The sequence below is a fragment of the Hyphomicrobium sp. genome, from assembly GCF_019744875.1.
Taxonomy (GTDB): Bacteria; Pseudomonadota; Alphaproteobacteria; order Rhizobiales; family Hyphomicrobiaceae; genus Hyphomicrobium_C.
In genome coordinates this window covers 100,843-118,680 of the sequence record NZ_JAIETU010000013.1, presented here as the reverse complement: position 1 = coordinate 118,680, position 17,838 = coordinate 100,843, and the positions used below count along the sequence as shown (strand labels likewise).

Here is a 17,838-nt window from a genome sequence, read left to right as displayed (position 1 = left end):
GCCTTGCATATGTCCGTCAGCGACGACGCCTTTCTTGGCGGCGGGCTCAGAATCTACCAGCCGCTTCAAGGGTATCGCGCGGGGCTCGATGCGGTGTTCCTGGCTGCGGCGGTGGGGAGCTGCGGGGAGAAGCCGATACGGGTGCTGGACGTCGGCGCGGGGGTCGGGACGGCGGGCCTTTGTGTCGCACGGAGGTGCCTTGGCGCTCGCGTGGTGCTGATCGAGCGGGAAGCGGAGCTGGTCGCGCTGGCGCGCCAGAACATTCAGCGCAACGGCCTCGAAGACCGCGTGACCGTGATTGAAGCCGACGTCGGACGGATCAGCCGGGATGCGCTCGTGGCGCTCGGGGTTCGGCATGAGCATTTCGACCATGTGATCGCCAATCCGCCGTTTCATTCCGAGGGCGCCGGCACGGCCGCGCGCCATCGCCTCAAGGCCGCCGCGCACGCCATGCCGGAAGCCGGGCTCGCCGACTGGGCGCGGTTCATGGCGCGCATGGCGCGGCCGGGAGGGGAGGCGATCGTGATCCACAAGGCGGACGCGTTGCCGGCGCTGCTCGGCAGTCTCGAAGGCCGTTTTGGCGCACTTTCGGTCCGGCCCCTTCATTCCCAAATTGGGGAAGCGGCCCACAGAGTGATCGTGCGCGGCATCAAGGGGTCTCGCGCGCCGTTCCGGATCGAGGCGGGGCTGGTGATGCACGACGCGGAGAAATGCGCCACGCCCGGCGCGGACGGCGTTCTCCGTCGCGGGCTTGCACTCGACGCGGCCTTCGCGCCGCCCCTCGCCGAAGTGGCCGCGGGAGCCTCGTCATGATCGTTCGACCCAATTTTGCGACCTCGGAAAGGAGACACTTTATGAGCTGGTTCAACCGGGGCCCGGTCGTGCCCGTGCTGAGGTTGTCAGGGGCGATCGGCATGGCCTCGCCGCTGCGGCCGGGGCTGAGCCTTGCGGCGCTGGCGGGACCGATCGAACGGGCGTTCTCGATGTCGCGCGCGGAGTCGGTAGCCGTGGTCATCAATTCGCCCGGCGGCAGTCCGGTGCAGTCGAGCCTGCTGTTCAAGCGGATGCGCCAGCTCGCCGAGGAAAAGGGCAAGAGAATCTATGTGTTTTGCGAGGATGTGGCGGCGTCGGGCGGCTACTATCTCGCGGTCGCGGGCGATGAGATCTATGCTGATCCGTCGTCCATCATCGGATCGATCGGCGTGATTTCGGCGAGCTTCGGTCTCGACCGCGCGATCGAAAAGCTCGGCATTACGCGCCGCGTCTATACGGCGGGCACGCACAAGGGATCGCTCGATCCGTTCCAGCCTGAAAAGCCCGACGACATCGAGCGCCTGAAGTCCATTCAGCGCAACGTGCACGATGTGTTCATCGGCGTCGTCAAGGATCGCCGGGTGGGGCGGCTCAAGGGACCGAACACGGAGCTCTTTTCGGGCGCGTTCTGGTCGGCGTCGGACGCTTTGGAACTCGGGCTCATCGACGGCATTTCTGACGTGCGCACCAAGATGCGCGAGGTGCATGGCGAGAACGTGCGGCTGCGCGTCGTGCCGGTGGAACGGGGTTGGCTCGCCTCGCGGCTGCGCAAGCTGCCGTCGGTGTTCGGCGGTTCCGAATCCGCTGGTCTTGCTTTCGCCGACGATCTGGTGTCGGCTATCGAGATCCGCGCCCTGTGGTCGCGCTTCGGGCTATGAGCGCGCGCTTCGTTTCGCCGTCCGGTTCGTGAGGAGGTCTAACACGCCATGCCGCATGTGTTCGCCCTGGTGATCGCCGGTGCCGGGCTCTATGCCGGTTTCAAATGGGTCTCGCGCCTCGTGCAGAACGCGACGGCCGATCCGGCGTCCATGAAGCCGTCGTCCATGAGAAGCGCGCCCGGCGCCGCCCCGAAGGATCTCGGTGCGCTCGACCTCGATCCTCAGTCAGGTGTGTACCGCCCGCGGGTGAAGTAGCTTTTCCCCGCCGCCAGGCAGCACTTGCGTCTCTCTTTTTTCCGCCTTTTGCAGGGGGGCACGGCCCGAGAGCCGGCCGGTAGCGTCGAGCCCGTGACAGGGGAGCGCGAATGCGTATAGTGCGCGGCTCAACCCCCAAAATTCCGGCATATCCGCAATGGCAAAAACAGCATCCCGACCGGCCGAGGCCAAATCCTCCGCTGCGCCTCCGTTGCGGCCGAAGGAAAGCTTCCAGGACCTCATTCTGACGCTGCAGCAGTTCTGGGGCGCGCAGGGTTGCGTCGTGCTGCAGCCCTACGACATGGAGGTCGGCGCGGGTACGTTCCATCCGGCAACCACGCTGCGCTCGCTCGGGCCGAAGCCCTGGAGCGCGTGCTACGTGCAGCCGTCGCGGCGACCCAAGGACGGGCGCTATGGCGAGAACCCGAACCGGCTTCAGCACTACTACCAGTTCCAGGTGATCATGAAGCCGTCGCCCGAGAACATCCTCGACCTCTATCTGGCGAGCCTGGACGCGATCGGCATCGACACCAAGGTCAACGACATCCGATTCGTGGAAGACGACTGGGAGAGCCCGACACTCGGCGCCTGGGGGCTCGGCTGGGAAGTCTGGTGCAACGGCATGGAGGTGACGCAGTTCACCTACTTCCAGCAGGTCGGCGGTTTTGACTGCAACCCGGTGGCGGGGGAAATTACCTACGGTCTCGAGCGCCTCGCCATGTACGTGCAGGGCGTCGACCGCGTGTTCGATCTCAACTTCAACGGCCGCACTGACGATCGCAAATTGACGTACGGCGACGTTTTTCTGCAGGCGGAACAAGAGTATTCGCGGTTCAATTTCGAGCATGCCGATACGGCGCTGCTGCTGCAGCACTTCCGAGATGCCGAGAACGAATGCAAATCGCTGCTTTCCAAGGGCGCAAATGGCGAAAAGCATCTCTTGGTGTTGCCCGCCTACGACCAGTGCATAAAAGCCTCTCATGTGTTCAATCTGCTCGATGCAAGAGGCGTAATTTCTGTTACGGAGCGGCAGGGATATATTCTCCGTGTGCGTGAGCTGGCCAAGGCCTGCTGCGCCGCGTGGCTCGCATCCGAGGGAGGACGTTCGTGAACGAGACAGTGATTGGGATCCTTGCGATCGGTGTACCGGCGCTCTTGATCGGCGGCATTCTGCTGGCCCGACACCGGGCCGTGTTCTGGATGTTCTTTGCAGCGCTGGTGGTCGGGCTCGGCTATCTCACCAGCACCGGCACGGTCGACGATGTCGGCAAGCAGGCGATCGGATACATCGGCACGCCGCCTCCGGAGGCGACCCCCGCGGCTGCCCCGGCACCTGCGCCCGAGCCGACGCCGGCCGCCGCACCTGAGCCTGCTCCCGCACCCGAGGCCGCGCCCGCTGCTCCGGAAGCCGCTCCCGCCGCGCCTGAGGCTGCGCCCGCTCCGGCTCCCGAAGCCGCACCCGCGCCTGCTCCGGAGACGCCCGCGGCACCCGAAGCGCCGGCGACCGAGCCTGCGCCCGCTCCGGCACCGTAAGCACGGCAATCTTTCCGTCAGAACCCGGGGGCATGCGACCAGCGTGCCCCCGGTTTTTTTATGTCTCGCGGGGCCTTGTGGCGGGTTGCCGGTGGGCGGGCAGGCTCGTATGTCTCACACTCGACGAAACGCCATCCGGGGCTTTCGGATTTCGATTGATCGCTGAAGACCCCACCTTTTTTGTCGTGCTTCCTATCGGACACTGTTGCTGGCATGGCTCCGCCATTACCGGTTCCCACTTTTCCGGAAGCACTCTACGAGGCACCGACCCATGGCCGAACTGTTGCTTGAGCTCTTTTCCGAAGAGATTCCGTCGCGCATGCAGGCGCGCGCCGCGGAGGACCTCAAGCGTCTTGTCACCGAAGGCCTGCGGGCTGCCGGTCTCGCAATCGGAGACGCGCACAGCTTCGCGACGCCGCGCCGGCTGACGCTCGCCGTCGAGGATGTGCCGGAGGGTTCGCCCGCTGTCTCCGAAGAGCGCAAGGGTCCGCGCGTGGGCGCGCCCGAGCAGGCGGTGGCCGGGTTTCTCAAGTCGGCGGGGCTGGCCTCGCTGTCGGACGCTGAGATCGTCCACGACGAGAAGAAGGGCGACTATTACATCGCGCGGATCGAGAAGCCGGGCCGGGCCGCGACAGCCATCGTGGCCGATGTCGTGGCGGGCGTGCTGGCGAAATTTCCGTGGCCGAAGTCCATGCGCTGGGGATCGGACACGTTCCAGTGGATCCGGCCGCTCAAGTCGATCGTGTGCCTCATCGACGGCGCGGTCGTGCCGCTGGAGGTCGCGGGCGTGACGGCGGGCAACGCCACGCGCGGACATCGCTTCCACGGCAACGTGCTGTTCGAGGTCACGGGCTTCGAGGATTACGCGGAAAAGCTCGCCGGCCATGCGGTGATGCTCAACGCCGACGAGCGGGCGGAGGAGATCAAGGAGCAGGCGGCGGCGCTGGCGGACAAGGCCAAGCTCGAACTGATCGAGGACGAGGCGCTGCTGGCCGAGAACGCGGGCCTCACCGAATGGCCGGTCGTGCTGATGGGGTCGTTCGACGAGAGCTTTCTCGACGTGCCGGCCGAGTGTCTGATGACGTCAATGAAGATGCATCAGAAGTGCTTTGCGCTGCGCGATCCGGCGACAAAGAAGCTCGCCAACCGTTTCATCCTGGTTTCGAACCTGACGGCGACGGACGGGGGCGCGCAGATCGTCTCCGGCAACGAGAAGGTGATCCGCGCGCGCCTGAGCGATGCGAAGTTCTTCTGGGAGCAGGACCTCAAACGTCCGCTCGACGAGATGGCGATTTCGCTTCGAGGGATCACGTTCCACGAGAAGCTCGGCACGCAGGCCGAGCGTGTGGAGCGCATCAAGGAGCTGGCGTTTCAGATCGCGGGCGCGGTGGATGCTGACCCGCAGGATGCGCGGCGTGCAGCCGAGCTGTCGAAAGCCGATCTCGTGTCCGGCATGGTCGGCGAGTTCCCCGAACTGCAGGGTTTGATGGGGCGCTACTACGCCGAGCATGCGGGCGCGAAGCCCGAGATCGCGCGCGCCATCGAGCTGCACTACAAGCCCAAGGGCCCGACGGACATCGTGCCGAAGGAAGACGAGGGCGATGCGGTGGCCATTGCTGTCGCGCTGGCGGATAAACTCGACACGCTGGTGGGCTTCTGGGCGATTGACGAGAAGCCGACGGGATCGGGCGATCCGTATCAGTTGCGGCGTGCGGCGCTGGGTGTGATCCGGATCGTGATCGAGAATGATCTGAGGGTGCCGCTGGTGAAGGTCATTCGCGATCATCTCGGTGATGGCGCCGACGCCAAGCGTCCGGGGTTCCCCCCCACCCTAACCCTCCCCCAGAAGGGGGGAGGGAATGGCGTCGCGGCCGACTTGCTGTCGTTTTTCGCGGACCGGTTGAAGGTCTATCTCAAGGACAAGGGCGCGCGGCATGATCTGATCGACGCCGTGTTCTCGCTCGGCGGGCAGGATGATCTCGCGTTGATCGTGCGGCGCGTCGAGGCGCTGGGTGAGTTCCTGAAAACCGATGACGGCGCGAACCTGCTCGCGGGCGTGAAGCGCGCGTCGAACATCCTCGCCATCGAGGAGAAGAAGGACAAGACCAGCTATGCCGGCGGCTACGATCTGAAGCTGCTCCGCGAGAACGAGGAGTTGGCGCTGGCGGCGGCGATCGAGGGCGTCAAGCAGGACACGGTTGCGGCGCTCAACGTCGAGAACTTCAAGGGCGCCATGAATGCGCTCGCGGAGCTGCGCGCGCCAGTGGATGCGTTCTTCGAAAAGGTCACCGTCAACGCGCCGGATCCGGCGCTGCGCGACAACCGTCTCAAGCTGCTGTCGGAGATCCGCGCCGCGACGCTTACGGTTGCGGATTTCTCGAAGATCGCGGGCTGACGCTGCCGTTTGCTCCGCTGCCATTCCGGTTGCGTTGCAAGGCAGTCGCCGAACCGCCTGCTCATCCGGGCTTCAGCGGTTGGTGAAGCGTCGCGTCTTGTCGGTGGGGCTTTCCTGCACGGGCCGATGGATCCTAGGCACAAGGCCTAGGATGACAACGTCGAGAAGGCTCCACACTGTACGGATGACTAGCCGTGGCGTGTCTGGATCCCGGCCTCCGCCGGGATGACGGTTGTGGTGTGTGACCTCGCTCCCCCAGCCTCTGGCCTAGGATGAAAGGTATTGAGCAGCGCGCTCGCACGCCCATGCGCGACGTGAGGATCGTCTCTCCTTTCGTCAGCACGCGGTAGGGCTGCTATGTCGTCTGGGAAGCGCGCCATGACGTCATCGAACGACATTTCGTCAGAAATTCCGCGGGGATGGATCGAAATTGGCTAGGTAATCGCACGTAGGGCGGAGGTGGTGCGATTCACGCTAGGTTGGCCAAAATCAATGCTGGCTCCGGGTTGAAGGAGACAAGATCATGAGCAGCGCCTGCGCGCCGACGCCGTTCAGCGTCACCAAAGACGGCAAGTATCACGATGCCACCTTCATCGCGGATGGAGACTCGGTGGCAGTGATTTATTGGGCGCCGCAGGGCGTGGTGCGCCTACAGGTGCCGGCCGAAGACTCGACGCCGCCCGAGCAGACCGCGCGCGAACTTCTGAGCCAGTTGATCCACCACTAAGCGCATCACGCGCGCCGACGATTGCCTCGGCGCTTCGACTGCCTGTGTGCTTCGACGGGGCCGCTCTGCCAACGCGGCGTCAGCTCATCGCAAGACACCACGAAAAGCCAAACATGAAAACCGGCGGCCTTGAGGGGACCGCCGGTTGCTCATGATCGTGAGACTGGCAACCCGTTCGAAAACGAGCCGCGTTACATCAAGCGGATTTTGAGACCGCATCCGCCGCTGGGTTTCGGCGATCCGAGATCCACTTTTTACTGCACGGTCACGATCTGCTGGACGGGCCCGCGGCCCTCCGTGACGGGCTTGTCGGCCGCGTCGAACGTGGTGTCGCCGTTGCCTTCTGCGTGAAGCATGACGATCAGCTTCGAACCCGCCTCCGGCTGCACGCTCAGAGGAACGGAGACCTCTGCGCTCTGGCCCGCCTTGATCGGCGCATGGCCGATGATCGCGCCCGGCAGCGTGCCGGTGAAATCCGTGCGGTGGACGACGATATAACCGTCCTTTTCAGCCGTAACGGTTCCGATGGACACCGCGCTCGTCGACGCCTTCAGTCCATCGGTGCTGATCGTGTTTTCGGCGTGGGCGGCGAGAGCGCCGAGCGTCAGCGCGGACGTCAGCGCGATGGCGCGTTTCATCATGATTTTGCGGGGCATCATGATCTTTCCTCCTTATGACGGTGGAGACGGCGCAAGCGCTCGCGGCGCCTCGGTGGGCGCCGCACGTCTCCATGCGTTGAAAACGCGCGAAGCGGAGGTGGGTTCCGACTTTAAATTGGACGCGTCGCGCGGTTTGCGCGGCCGTCAGGCGGTGACGTCCTGTTCGGCGTCTTCGTAGGCGCCCGTTGCGGCGAGCCAGGCTTCTTCCGCTTCGCCGAGGCGCTTTGCGGTCTGTCCGCGCTCCTGCGAGATGCGGCTTGCTTTTGCGGCATCCGCATAGAGATCGGGTGCGGCGAGCTGCGCATCCAACTTGGCTAGCTCGGCGGAAAGCTTCTCGACTGCCTTCTCCGCGGTCTGCATGGCCTTCTTGAGAGGTGCGAGTTCGGCGCGCCTGTCGGCTGCCGCCTTGCGCTGATCGGCACGGCTCGCGCGCGCTTCCGTGTTCGCATCGCCCGTGCTGCGGCGCTCGGCCTTCGGCGCGCGCGTCTGAAGCAGCTCCGTGCGGTAGCTTTCCATGTCGCCGTCGTAGGAGCGCACCGTGCCGCCGGCGACCAGCCAGAGGCGATCGGCCGTCGCCTCGACGAGATGGCGGTCATGGCTGATCAGGATGACCGCGCCCTCGTATTCCGCGATGGCGTGAATGAGCGCTTCGCGGCTGTCGACGTCGAGATGGTTGGTCGGCTCGTCGAGGATCAGAAGATGCGGGGCGTGAAACGCGGTCAGCGCCAACAGCAGACGCGCTTTCTCGCCGCCGGACAGGTTCGAGCATTTCGTGTCGGCCTTGTCGGCGCCGAAGCCCCAGGTGCCGAGCTTCGTGCGGCGCTGCGCTTCGGTTGCCTCGGGCATCAGTTTGACGACGTAGTCGAACGGGGTTGCGAGCGGGTTCAGTTCGTCGAGCTGGTGCTGGGCGAAGTAGCCGACCGTGACGCGGTTGGCGCCATACACATTCCCCGTGAGCGGGGCCAGCTTGCCGCCGATCAGCTTGGCGAAGGTCGATTTGCCGTTGCCGTTCGCGCCCAGCAGCGCGATGCGGTCGTCCTGATCGATGCGCAGGTCGAGGCCGGTGAGGATCGGCGTCGCCGGGTCGTATCCGGCGGAGGCTTTTTCCAGACGCAGGAGCGGGCTTGCGAGCGCCTTCTCCGGGCTCGGCAGCGCGATGGGGGCAACGCGGTCTTCGACGTGGGACGCGATGGGCTGCATCTTGGCGAGCGCCTTGACGCGCGACTGGGCCTGCTTGGCCTTCGTCGCCTTGGCCTTGAAGCGATCGATGAAGGCCTGGATGCGGCGGCGCTCGTCGTCCTGCTTCTTCTTGAGCTTGAGCTCGAGGCGCTGCCTCGCGCGGCGCGTTTCCTCGAAGTCGTCGTAGCCGCCCGCGTAGAGCGTGAGCTTGCCCTTGTCGAGATGGAGGATGGCGGCGGCGGCGCGGTTCAGGAGATCGCGGTCGTGGCTCACCAGCAGCACGGTATGCGGATACGTCCTCAGATAGCTTTCGAGCCACAGCGTGCCTTCGAGATCGAGATAGTTCGTGGGCTCGTCCAAGAGCAGGATGTCGGGCTCAAGGAACAGAACCGAGCCGAGGGCGACGCGCATGCGCCAGCCGCCTGAGAACGACGCGCAGGGGCGGCGCTGGGCTTCTTCGTCGAAACCGAGGCCCGCAAGGATGCTCGCGGCGCGCGCGGGCGCGGCGTGGGCGTGGATGTCCGTCAGGCGGATCTGGATTTCGGCGATGCGATGCGGGTCGGTGGCGGTTTCCGCTTCGGCGAGCAGGCTCGCGCGTTCGAGGTCGGTCGAGAGCACCCAGTCGATGAGGCTGTCGTCGCCGCCGGGCGCTTCCTGGGCGATGCGCCCGATGCGCGCTCCGCGCGGCAGGGTGATGCCGCCGAGGTCGGGGTGAAGATCGCCCGCGATGAGCTTCAAGAGGGTCGATTTGCCCGCGCCGTTGCGACCGACCAGGCCGACCTTGTGGCCTTCGGGGATGGCGGCGGTCGCATCCTCGAGGATTGGCTTGCCTTCGATGCGGTAGGTGAGTTCGTTGATATGCAACATCGATGTGTTTCGGACTGCCGGTCGCTATCGGGCACTGTGATTGTTCCCCTGCGCATACCGCCTCGCGAGCGCCTTGTCACGCCGGCCCGCAGGTGGCGACCAAAGGCCGCCAGGTCCCGCTCTGAATGCGGCTTGAAAGGCGGGGCGCAGCTCTCTAGATTTTGCCTTGCGGGGACGACCTCGCATCCACCGACAATTCCGCTGGGACGGCCTGGTCTATTCACGGGAGGGCCGAGCTATGGCCTGGATTGCGCTTCTCGCCGCAAGTTTCCTTGAAGTCGTGTGGTCGCTCGCCATGAAGCAGTCGGATGGGTTCACGCGGCTTTGGCCGAGCGTGCTCACGATCACCACGATGATCTGCAGCTTCGTGCTGCTCGCAATTTCCATGAAGACGCTTCCGCTCGGAACGGCCTATCCCATCTGGACGGGGATCGGCGCGATCGGCGCGTTCCTGGTGGGCGTCGTGATACTCGGCGAGGCCGCGAGCGTCACGCGGATCGCGGCGATTGTGCTCATCGCAACCGGATTGGTGTTGATGAAGATCGGATCGGCGCCCTGAGCCGAGCGGCCCGCCCTTAAACGGGCGGGCTGGTTCATCGCTAGCCCGAGACGACAGGCTTCAGCGTTTCGAACAGGAGACGCTCCTGCGTCGAGGGGTCCTGGATCGCGAGGTGCGCGGTAAACCAGTCCTTCAACATGCTGCAGACCCGTTCGCGCGGCGCCTTAGCGAGCTCCTTCGGATTGGCGAAGAGCCGCATGTCGGCCTGCGTCCAGCCGAGGCGGCCGAGTTCGCCGGCCAGCACGTCGTAGTCGGTCTTGACGGGCGAGGGATGCGTCGCGGGCTGCGCGCGTCCCTCGACGATTGCGGAGACGATGGTCACGAGTTGCGTTTCGATCTCGGTGCTGCGTGAGGCGTCGTCGATGCGCGAAAGAATGGCGGCACTGTTTTCGCCGCGCGAGATGAACTCGTAACAGCCGTCGCCGCCTTCGCGAGAAAGTTCCTGAAGGTTGGCAAGGAATGCCGCCGCGAGCTCCTTGTGGCGCGCCGTCGGCGCGGCCAAGGCATGCTGCGCGTTCTCGCGGCGGATCTTCACGATCTCGCCGATGAGATACGCGGTGATTTCCGGCTGCGGCTTCTGCTCGGCGGTCAGGCGCGCCGACTGGGTCACGATTTCCTGATAGCGGTCCGGAAACTGCTGCTTGATCGCAACCCACATGCGGCGGGCCTGCAGTTTTGCGTCCATCTGGCCGACGTCCGGCACAACGTTCGCGACCGGGGTCGCCGCCGTTTCCGACGGCTTGGTGGCGTCGGCCATCACGCCGGCAGTGGCCGTGGCGGTGGAGCCGTCCGCAGATTTTTCGCCGTCAGCCGTGTCGCTGCCGGGTGCGTGGACGTAAGCGATAATCTGGTCCTTGTACTGGCTGCTCAGCCAGGCGCCCGCGGCCGTCATGCCGATGAGGCCGGTCGCGACCAGCGCCATGCGGCGGCCTTTGCGCGGGGCTGCTTTGGCGCGGGACTGTGCCGACTTGTCGGGGCGGCGCATATCGGTGGTGATGCGGGGCGAGCCGGCCGGGCCGGGCCCTGGTCCTGGGCCTCCCAGTCCTCCCGGTCCAGGTCCTCCTTGCCCAGGTCCTCCTGGGCCGGGGGCGCCGGCGGGATAGGGGCCGCTGCCCGGCATGGGATTGCCCAGCGGGCGTGTCGCCAACGGGTCAGGCCCGGGCGCTCGTCCGGGGCCGGGCTGGCCGAACGGGGAATAGGGTTGTGAGGCCGCGGGTCCGGAGGGCTGCCCCGGGGCGGATCCAAAGCTCGATCCGTGCGCGGCGCTCAGGCCTTGCATAGAACCCGGGCCGGGGCCTGATCCGGGGCCCGTCGATTGGGGGCCGGGAACCTGAAATGCCGAGGATGGGGACTGACCGGCCGGAGCCTGGGTGGAGACGGGCGCCTGTGCCGCACCTGACGGGGAGGGCGATTGAGGGTTTGGTGCCTGCGCCGGGGCCGCGGGTGCTGCCTGCGCTTCGGGGATCGGAAAAACAGATGCCGCCGTGCGCCAGTCGGAGAAGCCCTGCCGCCAGACGAGGTCGGTCGGTTTCAGGTGAGCGAGTTCAACGAGCTTGCGAATCTCGACGTCCGAGACTGGGCCGTGCTGCCGGCCGTCCCGCGCGATGAACCATTGAAAGTTCGTGTCTGTTCCGCTCATGCCTGCTCATACCATGAAGTCCAAACGGCAGGGCAAGTCCTTAGCGCCCTGCCGGTGGCGGCGGCCATGCCCCGTCCGAAGTCCCATTTCGATGTCGCTGCTACCCACATGCAGGCCCTGACGGTCCGTTCCCCTTAAACGTTCGTCATAGACAGGAGGGATAGTCTGTGCGATCTGCGCAGCCAAAGCCTGATCAGACATTGAATCCAGGCTTTTACAGGGCATTTTCAGCGGCTATAGGGACGCGGTATGCGCCTGCGTTAAGCCGCCACGTCCTAATGGCTGCGCAGTTTTCCTATAAACCGCCGCGATAGAAGCAAAATTCGAAAGAACACGGAGACTGCGAAAGCCAATGGCAAACGAGCGGACTTTCTCGATCATCAAACCGGACGCGACCAAGCGCAACCTCACCGGCGAAATCAATGCCGTGATCGAGAAGGCGGGCTTGCGTATCGTCGGCCAGAAGCGCGTCAAGCTCGCGCTGGCTCAGGCGCAGGAATTCTACGCAGAGCACAAGGAACGCCCCTTCTTCGGCGAACTGGTGTCGTTCATGACCTCCGAGCCCGTCGTGATCCAGGTACTCGAAGGCGACAACGCCATCGCCAAGTATCGCGAAGTCATGGGCGCGACCGATCCGGCCCAGGCGGCCGACGGCACGATCCGCAAGCTGTTCGCTCTCTCGAAGGGTGAGAACTCCGTGCATGGTTCGGACGGCGCTGCATCGGCCGCGCGCGAAATCGCGCTCTTCTTCAAGCCGGAAGAAATCGTCGGCTAAAGTCGCGTTTCAGCGACCGCATCGAGATACGAAAACGGGTCCCGTTCGGGACCCGTTTTTTTGCCGTTTGTTTGACTGAGGATCAGCTCAGCTCGCGAACGCGGAACAAGAGGCCGCCGCGCGGCGTCAGCGTCACGGTGGCGTTGATGCCCGGCGGCTCGAGCCCGACGTACTCTGGACGGAAGCGGCGCAGCAGGATCGAGAGTGCGAGAGTGTTCTCCACCTGGCTCATGGCGCCGCCGATGCACGAGCGCTTGCCGGCGCCGAAGGGGATGTAGCTGTACTTCACCTGCTTCTGGGTCTTGTCCATCCAGCGCTCGGGCACGAACGCTTCCGGGTCTTTCCAGAACTTCGGATTGTGGTGGGCGCCGTAGCCGAACAGCACGATGCGGTCGCCGGGCAGGATCTGTTTGCCGGCGATGGTGTCTTCCTGGGTTGCGACGCGGATCAAGCTCCAGACCGGGGGATAGAGACGCATCGTCTCCTGAATGACGGAGCGCGTGTACTGCAGTGCCGAGTAGTCGGCCGCCGTCGGCTCGCGATCGCCGCACACGGTTTCGCCCTCGCGGCGGATGCGCTCGGCGGCTTCCGGGTGCTTCGACGTGAGATAGAGCGCCCAGGCGAGCGTCAGCGCCGTCGTTTCGGTGCCGGCCCACAGGTACTGCTTGATCTCGTCGATGGCCTGCTGCTGGTCGAACTCGGGAATTGCGGGATCTGCAACCGCAGCCTCGATCATCTTGAGGAGCGTTTTTTCGCGCTCCTCGCGCGGATCGGCGGCGAACACGGCGGGTGGCACGCTCCACCAGGCTTCGACGGCCTTGGCGGTGTCTTCCTCGCCGACCTCGAAGAGCGCGTCGGCCTGACGCTTGAGGCGGATGTCCTTGTGGTTCGACACGTCGGTGTAGGTCTTCACGCACTTGAACACGAAGTGCGGATTGAAGGGCATGTCGCGATCGAACAGCGCCTTGCAGATCATGTCGGCGGCGAGCGTCCAGGTCTGCTCGACCATCTCGAAAGTCTCGCCGGTCTTGGCCAGCTCGCCCCAGGCGGCCATCTTCGATTTGATGGCGTCGATGAAGTAGGGGATGTAGTCGCCGAAGGCGTCCGGGTGGAACGCCGGCTGCTGGGGCATGCGGATCTTCTGCCAGAGCGCGCCGTCGTGCGTGATCATGGACTTGCCGAAGATCGGCTTCAGGCCGTCGAAGTATTTGACGTAGTTGTCCACCTTGGTGACGAGGATGTGCTTGAAGTACTCCGGGTCCGTCACCAGCACGACGCGCTGGTTGGCCATGTTGACGGGAATGACAGGGCCGTAGCGATCCGCCATCTGCATCAGCAGGCGCATCGGGTTCTCGGGATCTTTCAGCAGCGGCGAAAGATTGAACCAGATGCTGCTCTCGTCGCCGAGGCCCATGCCGGACTGTGCGTCTGTCGTTTCTGCGGTCATACGAATTCTCTCCGGGTCGATCCGGTGGGGCCGTTGAGGCCCCAAGCGAAGGTTGTCATCAGCGAACGCCGTAGACCTCGAACGGAGGCCGGAGCGGATTGTTCGTTCTCAAGGTTTTTTGCGCCCAAGGGTTTGACAGGGCGCAATGAAATCTGGGGTGGCAGCCCTCAATTCACGCATACGCTAGTATAGTGGCGGGCCAAGGGATGTTTCCACGGGAACCCGCACGCAAAGTTGACGCCGCATGGGGCCTGTCGTCCGGCATGTCGCTGTTCAAGAGCACTCTAGGTCCGTCGGTTTTAGACTGTCCATGCGTCAGCATCGCGCTCGGCCAATGGTCTAGACCAGTCCGTCATCCAGACCGCGTTCAGTATCCGCGCAATCGGGCTATGGCGAGACCAGCATGGCCGACTGGTTAATCTCAGCAATACCAGTGTCTTGCCACCGGACCGCGGTGTCGTCGACGCGGACTTTGCCTTGCGCCACGAGGGCCAGCATGCGCGGATAGAGCACGTGCTCTGCGGCCAGAACACGGGCGGCGAGGGTCTCGGGCGTGTCCGAGGCCAGCACCGGCACGGCCGCCTGGCCGATGATCGGGCCCGCGTCCATTTCTGCGCTGACGAAATGGACCGTACAACCCGTGATCCGCACGCCGGCCTCGAGGGCGCGCTCGTGGGTTTTCAGGCCCTTGAGCACGGGCAGCAGCGAGGGGTGGATGTTGATCATGCGCCCGTACCAGCGCGAGACGAACTCGGCCGTCATCAGCCGCATGAAGCCCGCGAGGGCGACGATGTCGATGCGGGACAGTTCGAGCACGCTCTGGAGCTGTCCTTCGAAATGCTCCCGGCTCTCGTAATGCTTGTGGTCGAAGCCCAGCACGGACAGCCCCTGCGCCTTCGCCCACGCAAGGCCCGGCGCATCGGGGCGATTGGCGATGACGAGAGCGATCTCTGCCGGATAGTCGGGCGCGCGGGCGGCCTCGACGAGGGCCTGCATGTTGGAGCCGCGGCCGGAGATGAAAATCGCGATGCGAGGTTTTGCGGGTGCGGTCATGTTCTAGAGTTGGCCGAGGTTGACGGGAGGCGGCAGGCGAGATGACGGCCGGCCGGTTGGGTGCCTTGCAGTGTGCTTCTCCATGAACCCGGTGCGCTCATGAACTGGGAGCGCTCATTGGGGGCACTGAGCGTCCGGATCGTGCTATATCATCATTCCTGGATTGAGCCATGTGGAGGCGTAAGGACGAAAATGGATTTCACGCTCCAAAAGGGGAAACGATACAGGTCGGTCATCACCTTGGGCTTCGTCGAGCGCATCGCGAGCAACGAGATGATTGCGAACAAGTTTCAAGCGGCAGGCTTCACCGACGTCAAAGTGACGGGTGAAGGGGGGACGCGTTACGCGGAAGGCGTCTGGAACCAGGACAACACCCGGCCGACGTATCCCGCGCAGATCAGCGACATCGCCGAAGTCGTGGCATAGCGCTTCGCGGCCTTAGCCGGCGGGGCCTCGCGCCCTGCCGGTTGGGCCGCGGGCCCGTTGCTCAGCCGGTGAATTTCAACGCGCCTTCGTAGGCGACGGCCCACGCTTCGCCCTTGCCCTTAGCCGAGCCCTTCTCGCCCGTGGGCGGCACGACTTCGCCGATCACGACAGGCTGCTCGCCTGCTGCGGCGAGGTGTTCCATCACGCTTTCGACGCCCTCTTTCGCGACGACGATGACCATTCCGATGCCGCAGTTGAACGTGCGGAGCATCTCGGCGTCGGGCAGGCGGCCGGCCTTCGCGAGCCAGCCGAAGACGGCGGGCGCGCGCCAGCTCGTCAGGTCGATGGCGGCGGCAACGGTGGGCGGAAGCACGCGCGGCAGGTTCTCGGAGAGGCCGCCGCCGGTGATGTGAGCCAGCGCCTTGATCGGGCCGTCGACTGCGCCGCTGGTCGCCTCCAGCGCGCGCAGGATGGGCTTCACGTAGATGCGGGTCGGCTCGAGCAGGGCGTCGGCCAGCGAGACGCCCGGGGCAAACGGCGCCGGGTCGTTCCAGCCGAGCTTTTCCTCGGCGGCGAGGCGACGTACGAGGGAGTAGCCGTTGGAGTGCACGCCCGACGACGGCAGGCCGATAATCAGATCGCCAATCGCTACGTCCAGTCGCGGAAGGATCTCGCCGCGTTCGACGGCGCCGACGGCAAAGCCCGCAAGGTCGTAGTCGTCGCCCTTGTAGTGTCCGGGCATTTCCGCGGTTTCCCCGCCGATCAGTGCACAGCCCGCCTGACGGCAGCCTTCGCCGATGCCGGCCACGACCGACGTCGCGGTTGCGACATCCAGTTTGCCGACGGCGAAATAGTCGAGAAAGAACAGAGGTTCCGCGCCCTGGACGACGAGATCGTTGACGCACATGGCGACGAGGTCGATGCCGATCGTGGCATGGCGGCCGGTGTCGATGGCGATGCGGAGCTTGGTGCCCACGCCGTCGTTGGCGGCGACCAGGATGGGATCGCGGTAGCCGGCGCGCTTGAGATCGAACAGGCCACCGAAGCCGCCGAGGTCCGCATCGGCTCCCGCGCGGCGGGTGGACCCCGCAATTCCCTTGATCGCCTCGACGAGGGCGTTGCCGGCGTCTATGTCTACCCCCGACTCGCGGTAGGTGATGCTCGGTGCGGGGGAACCGTCCGTTGGCTGGCTCATACGTCCTCAAAATGAGCGCGGGCGCACGGGGTTTGATCCCTATTTTCGCCCGAATGTCGTCTGGAGATGGCCTCGTACCAGCTCATGGCGGCAACGGCAACGGACAAGGGCTCTGCGGCGGGCTTCGGTCGCGGTCGCGACGGCCTCCGCGGCGGCTGGATACGCAATGGCCTGGAGGCTGGTTTTGAGACGTCACACGCCGATTTGCCGCCCCGCGCCATTCGTCCGGCTCGCGCCGATTGCCCGGGCTCTTCCGGCCGCCTTGGCTGGCGCTCTGGCGCTCGCTCATCCGCTTTCCGCCGCCCCGCGCGACAAGGTCTACACGATCGCCAATTATCCTGTGGAGGCGACCGCCAAGGATGCGGTTGCGGCAAAAGAGAAGGCGCATGCGGACGGCCAGCAGGCCGCGTTCGGGGCGCTGCTCAAGCGCCTCGTGCCGGTTACGGCCTACGCCCAGGTCGACCGGCTGAAGTCCATGCAGGCCGGCAACTTCGTCGACGGCGTGGCCATCCGCTCGGAGAGCAACTCGCGCACCGAATACATCGCCAGCCTCGATTTCTCGTTCCAGGCCGATGCCGTGCGCAACCTTCTCAAGCGCGAGGGCGTGCCGTTCATCGAAGAGCAGTCGCCGAAGCTCGTGCTCATTCCCGTGATGACGCAGTCCGACCCGAGCGGCGGCGTGCGGTTTCGCCCGGGTGGCGACACGTGGACCAAGTCGTGGAAGGTGCTCGACCTCGAAAACACGCTGACGCCGATGCGTATCGAGGCGCTGCTGCCGTCGATTCAGGACGACACGATCAATGCCGCGCTGGCCGGCGACGATCGCGCCGAGCGCGTGCTGACCAATGAATACAAGGCCGATTTCGTGATGTTCGCCATCGCGGAAATCGATGAGTCGAACAAGCAGCTCAACGTCACGCTGGCCGGCATCGATGCGGCGGGTCTCGTATCCTGGAGGCGCGGCTATCACATCGACGGCGGGGACGCCGGCTATGCCATGGAGCTGGCGGCGGTCGTGACGCAGGGCGTGCTCGAAGGCCGGTGGAAGGTCGCCAAGACCGAGGACGGTGGCGGGGCGGGCGGCATTATTCAGATGGCGGTCGCGTACTCGACCCTCGAAGAGTGGGACGACATGCGCCGGCAGATCCTCGAAATCCCCGGCATCGACGACGTGCGGATCGGCACGGTCTCGCCGAATTCAGCGGATGTTTCGGTGCGCTATCCGGGCGGCGGCACCAGCCTGGCGGCGGTTCTCGCGCGGCAGGGGCTCACGCTCTCGGGCAGCGGCCAAGCCTGGTCGCTGCGCTCGGGATATTAGTTCAGCCGTCTGTCAACGGCCCGGCGGGGACCGCCCCGGGCGCCCTACCCAATCCCGATAGACTAGCGCAACGGGGTCGCGACGTGACATTGTTCGGGTGACCCCAAGAAGAAACGTCGG

17 protein-coding genes and 1 pseudogene are annotated in these 17,838 nt (G+C 65.2%); 11 read left to right on the top strand and 7 right to left on the bottom strand.

The window, feature by feature from the left end; translation table 11 throughout:
* Positions 1 to 9 precede the first annotated feature (9 nt).
* The 7 genes from K2Y42_RS18735 (at position 10) to K2Y42_RS18705 (ending at position 6,601) form a co-directional block, all read left to right on the top strand.
* Entirely contained in the window at positions 10 to 813 is an 804-nt protein-coding gene (locus tag K2Y42_RS18735) for a class I SAM-dependent methyltransferase (protein ID WP_291155484.1), read from the top strand.
* Positions 814 to 854: 41 nt separating this feature from the next.
* Positions 855 to 1,691 (top strand): S49 family peptidase, encoded by an 837-nt coding sequence (locus K2Y42_RS18730; protein WP_291155483.1) that lies wholly within the window; start codon positions 855 to 857, stop codon positions 1,689 to 1,691.
* A gap of 48 nt (positions 1,692 to 1,739) precedes the next feature.
* Complete coding sequence (locus K2Y42_RS18725) at positions 1,740 to 1,946, top strand: hypothetical protein (protein ID WP_291155482.1); 207 nt, start codon at positions 1,740 to 1,742, stop codon at positions 1,944 to 1,946.
* A 157-nt stretch (positions 1,947 to 2,103) separates the two neighbouring features.
* Complete coding sequence (locus K2Y42_RS18720; protein ID WP_291155480.1) at positions 2,104 to 3,057, top strand: glycine--tRNA ligase subunit alpha; 954 nt, start codon at positions 2,104 to 2,106, stop codon at positions 3,055 to 3,057.
* Positions 3,054 to 3,479 carry a hypothetical protein gene (locus K2Y42_RS18715; protein ID WP_291155478.1) on the top strand — a complete coding sequence of 142 codons (426 nt, stop codon included), beginning with the start codon at positions 3,054 to 3,056 and terminating at the stop codon, positions 3,477 to 3,479. Before K2Y42_RS18720 ends, K2Y42_RS18715 begins: the two co-directional genes overlap by 4 nt.
* Positions 3,480 to 3,750: 271 nt before the next feature.
* Entirely contained in the window at positions 3,751 to 5,874 is a 2,124-nt protein-coding gene (gene glyS / locus K2Y42_RS18710) for a glycine--tRNA ligase subunit beta (RefSeq protein ID WP_291155477.1), read from the top strand.
* 523 nt (positions 5,875 to 6,397) lie between these two features.
* Positions 6,398 to 6,601, top strand: a complete 204-nt coding sequence (locus K2Y42_RS18705; RefSeq protein ID WP_291155476.1) for a hypothetical protein — start codon at positions 6,398 to 6,400, stop codon at positions 6,599 to 6,601.
* 254 nt (positions 6,602 to 6,855) lie between these two features.
* Here K2Y42_RS18705 and K2Y42_RS18700 read toward each other — a convergent pair whose 3' ends face one another.
* Positions 6,856 to 7,260 (bottom strand): hypothetical protein, encoded by a 405-nt coding sequence (locus K2Y42_RS18700; protein WP_291155473.1) that lies wholly within the window; start codon positions 7,258 to 7,260, stop codon positions 6,856 to 6,858.
* 144 nt (positions 7,261 to 7,404) lie between these two features.
* On the bottom strand, positions 7,405 to 9,306 hold the full coding sequence (locus K2Y42_RS18695) for an ABC-F family ATP-binding cassette domain-containing protein (RefSeq protein WP_291155470.1): 1,902 nt from the start codon (positions 9,304 to 9,306) through the stop codon (positions 7,405 to 7,407).
* A gap of 238 nt (positions 9,307 to 9,544) precedes the next feature.
* Between K2Y42_RS18695 and K2Y42_RS18690 the strand changes: the two genes are divergently transcribed.
* Positions 9,545 to 9,865 carry a multidrug efflux SMR transporter gene (locus tag K2Y42_RS18690; RefSeq protein ID WP_291155467.1) on the top strand — a complete coding sequence of 107 codons (321 nt, stop codon included), beginning with the start codon at positions 9,545 to 9,547 and terminating at the stop codon, positions 9,863 to 9,865.
* A gap of 40 nt (positions 9,866 to 9,905) precedes the next feature.
* Here the strand turns inward: K2Y42_RS18690 and K2Y42_RS18685 are convergent, their stop codons facing one another.
* Positions 9,906 to 10,850, bottom strand: coding sequence for a hypothetical protein (locus K2Y42_RS18685; protein ID WP_291155464.1), 945 nt, complete (start codon positions 10,848 to 10,850; stop codon positions 9,906 to 9,908).
* Positions 10,851 to 11,348: 498 nt separating this feature from the next.
* Positions 11,349 to 11,504: pseudogene (locus K2Y42_RS21320) on the bottom strand (DUF4339 domain-containing protein); the annotation flags it as partial.
* 352 nt (positions 11,505 to 11,856) lie between these two features.
* Here K2Y42_RS21320 and ndk point away from each other — a divergent pair.
* Positions 11,857 to 12,279, top strand: a complete 423-nt coding sequence (gene ndk, locus K2Y42_RS18680; protein WP_291155461.1) for a nucleoside-diphosphate kinase — start codon at positions 11,857 to 11,859, stop codon at positions 12,277 to 12,279.
* Between the two features lie 82 nt (positions 12,280 to 12,361).
* On the opposite strand, the gene K2Y42_RS18675 is transcribed toward ndk, so the two are convergent.
* Together K2Y42_RS18675 and purN are read right to left on the bottom strand one after the other, a co-directional pair.
* The gene (locus tag K2Y42_RS18675) at positions 12,362 to 13,726 is read right to left on the bottom strand and encodes a cytochrome P450 (RefSeq protein WP_291155458.1); all 1,365 of its coding nucleotides are present in this window, start codon (positions 13,724 to 13,726) and stop codon (positions 12,362 to 12,364) included.
* A 387-nt stretch (positions 13,727 to 14,113) separates the two neighbouring features.
* Complete coding sequence (purN, locus tag K2Y42_RS18670) at positions 14,114 to 14,779, bottom strand: phosphoribosylglycinamide formyltransferase (RefSeq protein ID WP_291155455.1); 666 nt, start codon at positions 14,777 to 14,779, stop codon at positions 14,114 to 14,116.
* Positions 14,780 to 14,971: 192 nt separating this feature from the next.
* Between purN and K2Y42_RS18665 the strand changes: the two genes are divergently transcribed.
* Entirely contained in the window at positions 14,972 to 15,205 is a 234-nt protein-coding gene (locus K2Y42_RS18665; protein WP_291155452.1) for a hypothetical protein, read from the top strand.
* A 61-nt stretch (positions 15,206 to 15,266) separates the two neighbouring features.
* Here K2Y42_RS18665 and purM read toward each other — a convergent pair whose 3' ends face one another.
* Positions 15,267 to 16,400 carry a phosphoribosylformylglycinamidine cyclo-ligase gene (purM, locus tag K2Y42_RS18660; RefSeq protein WP_291155449.1) on the bottom strand — a complete coding sequence of 378 codons (1,134 nt, stop codon included), beginning with the start codon at positions 16,398 to 16,400 and terminating at the stop codon, positions 15,267 to 15,269.
* 166 nt (positions 16,401 to 16,566) lie between these two features.
* Here purM and K2Y42_RS18655 point away from each other — a divergent pair, with 166 nt between their 5' ends.
* Positions 16,567 to 17,718 (top strand): DUF2066 domain-containing protein, encoded by a 1,152-nt coding sequence (locus tag K2Y42_RS18655; RefSeq protein ID WP_291155447.1) that lies wholly within the window; start codon positions 16,567 to 16,569, stop codon positions 17,716 to 17,718.
* The last annotated feature ends 120 nt before the right edge of the window (positions 17,719 to 17,838 follow it).

Bases quoted from the DNA above. Each gene is read 5' to 3' on its own strand.
- K2Y42_RS18690 (WP_291155467.1), top strand. From the start codon at position 9,545: ATGGCCTGGATTGCGCTTCTCGCCGCAAGTTTCCTTGAAGTCGTGTGG.
- K2Y42_RS18730 (WP_291155483.1), top strand. From the start codon at position 855: ATGAGCTGGTTCAACCGGGGCCCGGTCGTGCCCGTGCTGAGGTTGTCA.
- K2Y42_RS18725 (WP_291155482.1), top strand. From the start codon at position 1,740: ATGCCGCATGTGTTCGCCCTGGTGATCGCCGGTGCCGGGCTCTATGCC.
- purM (WP_291155449.1), bottom strand. From the start codon at position 16,400: ATGAGCCAGCCAACGGACGGTTCCCCCGCACCGAGCATCACCTACCGC.
- K2Y42_RS18695 (WP_291155470.1), bottom strand. From the start codon at position 9,306: ATGTTGCATATCAACGAACTCACCTACCGCATCGAAGGCAAGCCAATC.
- K2Y42_RS18685 (WP_291155464.1), bottom strand. From the start codon at position 10,850: ATGCGCCGCCCCGACAAGTCGGCACAGTCCCGCGCCAAAGCAGCCCCG.
- glyS (WP_291155477.1), top strand. From the start codon at position 3,751: ATGGCCGAACTGTTGCTTGAGCTCTTTTCCGAAGAGATTCCGTCGCGC.
- purN (WP_291155455.1), bottom strand. From the start codon at position 14,779: ATGACCGCACCCGCAAAACCTCGCATCGCGATTTTCATCTCCGGCCGC.
- K2Y42_RS18655 (WP_291155447.1), top strand. From the start codon at position 16,567: ATGGCCTGGAGGCTGGTTTTGAGACGTCACACGCCGATTTGCCGCCCC.
- K2Y42_RS18675 (WP_291155458.1), bottom strand. From the start codon at position 13,726: ATGACCGCAGAAACGACAGACGCACAGTCCGGCATGGGCCTCGGCGAC.
- K2Y42_RS18700 (WP_291155473.1), bottom strand. From the start codon at position 7,260: ATGATGCCCCGCAAAATCATGATGAAACGCGCCATCGCGCTGACGTCC.
- K2Y42_RS18665 (WP_291155452.1), top strand. From the start codon at position 14,972: ATGGATTTCACGCTCCAAAAGGGGAAACGATACAGGTCGGTCATCACC.
- ndk (WP_291155461.1), top strand. From the start codon at position 11,857: ATGGCAAACGAGCGGACTTTCTCGATCATCAAACCGGACGCGACCAAG.
- K2Y42_RS18720 (WP_291155480.1), top strand. From the start codon at position 2,104: ATGGCAAAAACAGCATCCCGACCGGCCGAGGCCAAATCCTCCGCTGCG.
- K2Y42_RS18735 (WP_291155484.1), top strand. From the start codon at position 10: ATGTCCGTCAGCGACGACGCCTTTCTTGGCGGCGGGCTCAGAATCTAC.
- K2Y42_RS18705 (WP_291155476.1), top strand. From the start codon at position 6,398: ATGAGCAGCGCCTGCGCGCCGACGCCGTTCAGCGTCACCAAAGACGGC.